Origin of the sequence: Nocardia sp. JMUB6875, from assembly GCF_041154655.1 — a bacterium.
Taxonomy (GTDB): Bacteria; Actinomycetota; Actinomycetes; order Mycobacteriales; family Mycobacteriaceae; genus Nocardia.
Genome location: NZ_BAAFGR010000104.1, coordinates 22673 through 29282, shown reverse-complemented (window position 1 = coordinate 29282; position 6610 = coordinate 22673). Strand labels below are relative to the sequence as shown.

Annotated in this window: 8 protein-coding genes and 1 riboswitch; of the genes, 4 read left to right on the top strand and 4 right to left on the bottom strand. The window is 66.4% G+C overall.

The genetic code is table 11. The features are described 5' to 3' along the window. Positions 1 to 146: 146 nt before the first annotated feature. On the top strand, positions 147 to 299 hold the full coding sequence (locus ACAM49_RS24990) for a hypothetical protein (RefSeq protein WP_369637997.1): 153 nt from the start codon (positions 147 to 149) through the stop codon (positions 297 to 299). 123 nt (positions 300 to 422) lie between these two features. Beyond that, a riboswitch (cobalamin riboswitch) is annotated at positions 423 to 625 on the top strand. A 77-nt stretch (positions 626 to 702) separates the two neighbouring features. Next, entirely contained in the window at positions 703 to 2955 is a 2253-nt protein-coding gene (gene metE, locus ACAM49_RS24985; protein ID WP_369637998.1) for a 5-methyltetrahydropteroyltriglutamate--homocysteine S-methyltransferase, read from the top strand. A gap of 48 nt (positions 2956 to 3003) precedes the next feature. Here the strand turns inward: metE and ACAM49_RS24980 are convergent, their stop codons facing one another. Together ACAM49_RS24980 and ACAM49_RS24975 are read right to left on the bottom strand one after the other, a co-directional pair. After that, the gene (locus tag ACAM49_RS24980) at positions 3004 to 3198 is read right to left on the bottom strand and encodes a DUF397 domain-containing protein (RefSeq protein WP_369637996.1); all 195 of its coding nucleotides are present in this window, start codon (positions 3196 to 3198) and stop codon (positions 3004 to 3006) included. Then, a complete protein-coding gene (locus ACAM49_RS24975) occupies positions 3188 to 4093 on the bottom strand; it encodes a helix-turn-helix domain-containing protein (RefSeq protein ID WP_369637995.1) in 906 nt (301 codons plus the stop codon). Before ACAM49_RS24975 ends, ACAM49_RS24980 begins: the two co-directional genes overlap by 11 nt. 148 nt (positions 4094 to 4241) lie before the next feature. Here ACAM49_RS24975 and ACAM49_RS24970 point away from each other — a divergent pair, with 148 nt between their 5' ends. Continuing rightward, complete coding sequence (locus tag ACAM49_RS24970) at positions 4242 to 4415, top strand: hypothetical protein (protein WP_369637994.1); 174 nt, start codon at positions 4242 to 4244, stop codon at positions 4413 to 4415. Continuing rightward, the gene (locus ACAM49_RS24965; protein ID WP_369637993.1) at positions 4412 to 4582 is read left to right on the top strand and encodes a hypothetical protein; all 171 of its coding nucleotides are present in this window, start codon (positions 4412 to 4414) and stop codon (positions 4580 to 4582) included. Before ACAM49_RS24970 ends, ACAM49_RS24965 begins: the two co-directional genes overlap by 4 nt. Positions 4583 to 4587: 5 nt before the next feature. On the opposite strand, the gene ACAM49_RS24960 is transcribed toward ACAM49_RS24965, so the two are convergent. Beyond that, a complete protein-coding gene (locus ACAM49_RS24960; protein WP_369637992.1) occupies positions 4588 to 5721 on the bottom strand; it encodes a bifunctional 2-methylcitrate synthase/citrate synthase in 1134 nt (377 codons plus the stop codon). A 5-nt stretch (positions 5722 to 5726) separates the two neighbouring features. Beyond that, the gene (prpB, locus tag ACAM49_RS24955; protein ID WP_369637991.1) at positions 5727 to 6593 is read right to left on the bottom strand and encodes a methylisocitrate lyase; all 867 of its coding nucleotides are present in this window, start codon (positions 6591 to 6593) and stop codon (positions 5727 to 5729) included. Positions 6594 to 6610: the final 17 nt, after the last annotated feature.

Below are 6610 nucleotides of genomic sequence, written 5' to 3'. Positions count from 1 at the left end.
CGGTTTCCTGGGTCTGGCCACCGCGTCAGTATCGGCCAACACGGCGGACCTCACATCAGAGTCCATGTGCCACTCCTTGATTCGGAGTTACACCGTTGTTCTTACAGTCCCGTTCACGCGCGCGATCCGCTGTACTCGGCGACGATATGTACGTCGAGCGGAGGTTCTCCGAGGAGACCGCGCGGTTGATTCCGACGCTGCGGCCATGGATCACCAACGAGTACGAGCACAACGGCCTGCGCGCGTCGGGCGATCACGTGCTCGGGCGGCTGATCGACCTCGTCCGCGGCCGGGTCTGACGGATCGAGCGAGAACCCCGCGACTTCGAGTCCCGCGGGATGATCGCGGCTTGTGGGGTGGGGTTCTATGCTCGAGGGTGCAGTCGGTTCGCCTGAGGTGTGGTCGAGATTGGGTCTCGGGGCATGTTGGGCGTCGAAATCGGAGCTCTTGTAAGGGGTTCCGGTTAGAGGGAACCCGGTGGGAATCCGGGACTGTCCCGCAGCGGTGTGCAGGAACGAACGCTGTCATGAGCACTGGGTGTGAGCCTGGGAAGCGACGGTTATTAGGTTGGCCGGAAGGCCGGGGCCTGCGAGTCCGAATACCTGCCGAGTGCGCCGGGTACGCCGTATCCGGCGGTCGCCGCCTCGTGGACTGTGGTGGTGGCCAGTGGACTTGGAGCACTGGAGAATACCCGTGACCAACATTCCTTTTTTCGCCTCGACGGTGCTGGGCCTGCCTCGGATCGGGCCGCGTCGGGAGCTCAAGACCGCGATCGAGTCCTATTGGGCCGGGCGGATCGATGGGGAGGCATTGCATGCCGTGGGGCGCGAATTGCGCACGGCGCAGCTGAACGCGGCGGTTGCCGCGGGGCTGGATTCGGTGCCGGTGGGCACCTTCTCCTATTACGACCACATGCTCGATGCGGCGGTCATGTTCGGGGTATTGCCGGCGCGGGTGGCGGGGATCGGCGATCCGCTGGACCGGTATTTCGCGGCGGCGCGGGGGACGGAGACGGTCGAACCGCTGGAGATGACCAAATGGTTCGACACCAACTATCACTATCTGGTTCCGGAGTTGGGGGCCGAGACCGAATTCGCTCTGCATCCGGAGAAATTGCTCGGCGAGCTGGCCGAGGCGAAGGCGCTCGGGGTGCCCGCGCGACCGGTGGTGATCGGGCCGCTGACCTTCCTGAAGCTGGCCAAGGATTCCGCGGGCAACGCGCTGAGCCGATTGCCCGAACTGCTGCCGCTGTATCGGGAACTGTTGCGGCGCTTGGACGATGCGGGCGCGGAATGGGTGCAGATCGATGAGCCGGTGCTGGTCACCGATCTGTCCGAGGTGGAACTGACGCTGGTGCGGCAGGTGTACCAGGAGCTGTCGGCGGTCGCCGACCGTCCGGCGCTGCTGGTGGCCACCTACTTCGGACATCCGGGTGTGGCGCTGCCGGTGCTGGCGGGCACCGGGATCGAAGGCGTGGCATTGGATTTCACGGCCGGAACCACCGTCGAGGATGCGACCTCCGTTCCGGCGCTGGCCGGAAAGCTGGTGGTGGCGGGCGTCGTCGACGGCCGCAATGTGTGGCGCACCGATCCCGACCGTGCCCTGGCGACCCTGGGCACGCTGCTCGGCAGCACCGGTGCGCTGGCCGTCTCGACCTCCAGTTCGCTACTGCACGTGCCGTATTCGCTCGAGCCGGAGACCGCGCTCGAACCGGAGCTGCGGTCCTGGCTGGCCTTCGGCGCGGAGAAGATCGCGGAGGTGCGGCTGCTCGCCACCGCGCTGCACCACGGCACCGAGGCGGTCGCGGGCGAATTGTCCACCGCCCGTACGGCTCTCGCGGCCCGCGCCGCGGACCCGCGCCTATGTGACGACACCGTCCGCGCCCGCCTGGCCGCCCTGGGCCCGGACGCCACCCGCCGCGCGCCCGCGACGGAACGCCGTGCCCTGCAACGGGAACGGCTCCCGCTACCGCCGCTGCCGACCACCACGATCGGCTCCTACCCGCAGACGGCCGCCATCCGCCGCGACCGCGCCGCAGTCCGCAAGGGCACCATCACGCCCGAGCAGTACCGCGACCGCATGCGCGCCGAGATCGCCGAAGTCATCGCGCTGCAGGAGAAGCTGGACCTGGACGTCCTGGTCCACGGCGAGCCCGAACGCAACGACATGGTGCAGTACTTCGCCGAACAGCTGACCGGCTTCCTCACCACCGCCAACGGCTGGGTCCAGTCCTACGGCACCCGCTGCGTCCGGCCGCCGATCCTCTACGGCGACGTCACCCGCCCCGAACCCATGACGGTGGATTGGATCACCTACGCCCAATCCCTCACCGACAAGCCTGTCAAGGGCATGCTCACCGGCCCGGTCACCATCCTGGCCTGGTCCTTCGTCCGCGACGACCAGCCCTTGGAAACCACGGCCAATCAAGTGGCCCTGGCGATTCGCGACGAAACCGTGGACCTCCAGTCGGCGGGCATCCGCGTCATCCAGGTGGACGAACCCGCCCTGCGCGAACTCCTCCCCCTCCGGGCGGATTCGAAGGCGGCCTATCTCGCCTGGTCGATCAATGCCTTCCGCCTCGCCACCTCGGGAGTCTCCGACGCCACCCAAATCCACACCCACCTCTGCTATTCCGAATTCGGCGAGGTGATCGACGCGATCGCGGCCTTGGACGCCGACGTCACCTCCATCGAGGCCGCCCGCTCCCACATGGAAGTCCTCGACGACCTCAACGCCGCGGGCTTCCACCTGGGCGTCGGCCCCGGCGTCTACGACATCCACTCGCCACGGGTCCCCTCCGCGCAGGAAATCACCACATCCCTGCGCGAGGCCCTGAAAGCCGTTCCCGCCGACCGCCTCTGGGTCAACCCCGACTGCGGCCTGAAGACCCGCGGCCCCGCCGAGGTCGAGGCGTCCCTGCACAACATGGTCCAGGCCGCCCAATCCCTGCGCTGATCGAACAACACGGCCCGGCAGTCATTCCGACTGCCGGGCCGCCAGTTCTCACACCTCGTTCCCCACCCGGGAGACGAAGGACTCCCACTCACCGGCAGCGAAGATCAACGCCGGACCGGCAGGATTCTTCGAATCACGCACGCCCACTTCGCCTCCATCGAGATACGCCACCTCGACGCAGTCGGATCCGCCTTGACTGTAGGTCGACTTGAACCACCGAACGCCGATCAGATCATCGTTCACTCTCAAATCTCCTTGCTATCTCCCGCACCAGGTCACGGCTCGCGCGGGCATCCAAGCTCGCCTCCTGAAGCTTCCGGAACGCCTGCCGGAACATGGTTACGTCCGTTCGCTTCTCGAGATACACGCTGCCCGAATAACCCTCGCAGTAGACCTGGGAAGGATCCGATCCCTTCCGGCCGGGGGTGTCCGGATCGAAGTCCATGATCGTGAACGGAGGCAGTGCCGCGCCGAGCGGGAAGCCGGCGCGAAAGGGCAGTACGCGGATCTCGATGTTCGGGCGAGTACCGATGTCCGCGAGGTGCCGACACTGGGCTGACATGAGTTTATTGTCCCCCACAACAGTTCTCAGCACGTTCTCGTGCAGGACCACCGCCACCTCGGTCGGCAGATGCGAGCGGGTAAGGAGATGCTGCCGCTGACGGCGAATCCGCACACGCCGGTCGAGTCCATCCTCGGTCTCGTCCGGGAAGTAGATTCTGTCGAGAGTCTTTGCGTAGTCGGTCGTCTGGAGCAGTCCGTGCAGGATCAACGATTGAAAAATCGTCAAAGATACTGCGCTGGACTCCAATCCAACGTAAAGGTTGGCCCAGGCAGGGATGAGATCGCCGTACGCATGCCACCACGACTTGGCCGGGACCTGCTCGGCCAGCCCTCGCGCGATGGCCGTCGTCTTCCCGTCCAAGCCGTACGCCTCGCAGAGCGCCAAAATGTCACTGACCCTGATCTTCTCGGTCTCACCGCGTTCCAGGCGACTCAGCGTCGGCCGACTCCACTGCACCAGGGCGGCGGCCCGCTCCAGATTCATGCCCGTGGCGGATCTCGCCTCCCGCAACAATCGGCCGAGCTGCCGACGCGGCAAGGTGGTCTCGGTATCCTCAGGCTCCACGTTGGCCATTCGCCTGCCCTCTCACCAGGTCGGTGAATCCCTCTCTGCTCGAGAAAAGGCTAGGCCCATTGTGAGAAGCGACCTGGGGTTTCAGGCCGATTCCGCAGATTCTTTGCGCGTGCCGCGCCGATACGGGCGCGCGTCGCATCGTTCCCCCATGACCACTGCATCGATACTCGGCTCGGTACTCCTGGGCATCGGCCTGATGCTCATCGGCCCCCTCCTCACCTACGACCCCGTCCGCACCGCAGCGCACTGCGGTGGCCGAATGTCGGTCACCGTGGCGGATCTCCAACGCCGCCTCGCGGCGGAACGGGGGTCTCTCCGATGACCTGGGTGGACGACTTCTGCGAGAACGGCTACGTGGACAACGCCCGTCGCGCCGAGGGCATTCTCATCATCCACGCCACCTGCACCCCACCGTGCCCCCGCGCCCGCGCCGCCGCCGACTACCTCACCCGCTTCCCACCCCCGGAAACTCGTCCCACTCCTCGTTGAGCGAGTCAGGCGGGCGCGAGGGCGCGGGGTGGGACGCCGATGTATTCGGAGAGGGGGCGGATGAGGGTGTTGGAGGCGGATTGTTCGAGGATGTGGGCGGTCCAGCCGGTGATGCGGGACATGACGAAGATGGGGGTGAACATGTCTGTGTCGAAACCGAGAAGGTGATAGGCGGGGCCGGTGGGGAAGTCCAGGTTGGGTTTGAGGCCGGTGATTTCGAGCATTTGGGCTTCGAGTTCGGTGTACATGGACAGCCATTGGGTGCCGCCGGTGACGGCGACTATGTCTTCGAGGGCGGATTTCATGGTGGGGACCCGGGAGTCGCCGTCCCTGTAGACGCGGTGGCCGAAGCCCATCACCTTCTCCTTGCGGGAGAGCTTCTCTCGCAACCATTTCCGGGCCTCGGCGGGGTCGCCGATTTCGAGCATGGTGTGCATGACGGCCTCGTTCGCGCCGCCGTGCAGGCGGCCCTTCAGCGCGCCGATGGCGGCGGTGACGGCGCTGTACATGTCGGATTCGGTGGAGGTGACGACGCGGGCGGCGAAGGTGGAGGCGTTGAAGCTGTGTTCGGCGTAGAGGATCAGGGAGGTTTCGAAGGCGCGGATGAGGCGGGGGTCGAGATGTGGTGCGGTGGGGGTGGATTCGCCGAAGCACATGTGGAGGAAGTTTTCGGCGAAGCCGCGAGTGGGGTCGGGTGGAATGGGGTCGAGGGAGCGGCGGCGGCGGAGGTCGGCGGCGATGACCGTGGGGAGGACCGCGGTCAGGCGTAATGCCTTGGCCAGGAGTTCGGTTCGGCCGGTGCCGCAGTCTTCGAGCGGGTCTTCCGCGCCGAGGTAGCTGACGGCGGTGCGGACCACGTCCATCGGATGGCAGGTTTCGGGGAGGCGGGCGATGAGAGTCAGCAGGGAGCGGTCGGCGGTGCGGAGGGCTCGCTCGCGGTGGCAGAGGGCTTGGAGCTCTTGCGAATCGGGGAGTTCGCCGTGCCAGAGGAGATAGGCCACCTCTTCGAAGGAGCGGTGACGGGCCAGGTCCTGGACGGCATAGCCGCGGTAGGTGAGGGTGCTGGTCTCGGGGACGACCTTGGAGATGGCGGTGGTGTCGACCACGACGCCCGCCAGGCCCTTCTTGATGTCGGTCATGGGAATCACTCGCTCACGGTGAAGTTGAAGATGTCGGCGTCGAAGGCGTTGTAGGCGCGGTAGTCCAGCAGGTCGTACAGGCGGGACCGGGTCTGCATGCGGTCCAGGAGCTCGGATTGCGTTCCGGTGCGGTCGATTTCACGCAATCCGGTCTCGATGGCGTGCATCGCCAGCCGCAAGGTGGTGACGGGGTAGATGACGGCGTTGTAGCCGAGCGACTCCAGCTGCCCGGCGGACAACAACTCGGACTTGCCGATCTCGGTCATATTGGCCAGGAGCGGGACATCCACGGCGGCACGGAATTTCGCGAACTCGGCGGCGGTCTCGAGCGCCTCGGTGAAGATCAGGTCCGCGCCCGCGTCGACATAGGCCTTCGCCCGGTCGATGGCCGCGTCCAACCCCTCCACGCCCCGCGCATCGGTGCGAGCGCAGATCACGAAATCCGGATCTCGCCGCGCCCCGACGGCGGCCCGCAGCCGCCGCACCATGTCCTCGACCGGCACAAGCGATTTCCCGTCCAAATGCCCACAGCGCTTGGGATTCACCTGGTCCTCCAGATGACAGCCCGCCAGCCCCGCTTCCTCGAGCAACCGCACGGTCCGCGCCGCGTTCAGAGGCTCCCCGAACCCGGTATCGGCATCGATGAACACCGGCAGATCGGTGACCCGCGCGATCTGCCGTCCCCGCTCGGCCACCTCCGTCAGCGTGGTCAGCCCGATATCCGGCAACCCCAGCTCGGCCGATACGACGGCACCGGACACGTACACGCCTTCGAAGCCGATCTCCTGAATCAACTTGGCCACCAGCGGGTTCATCGCACCGGGCCAGCGCTGGATCCGCCCGCTCGCCAATCCGGCCCGCAGCCCGCTCATCGCGACCACCGTCCTAG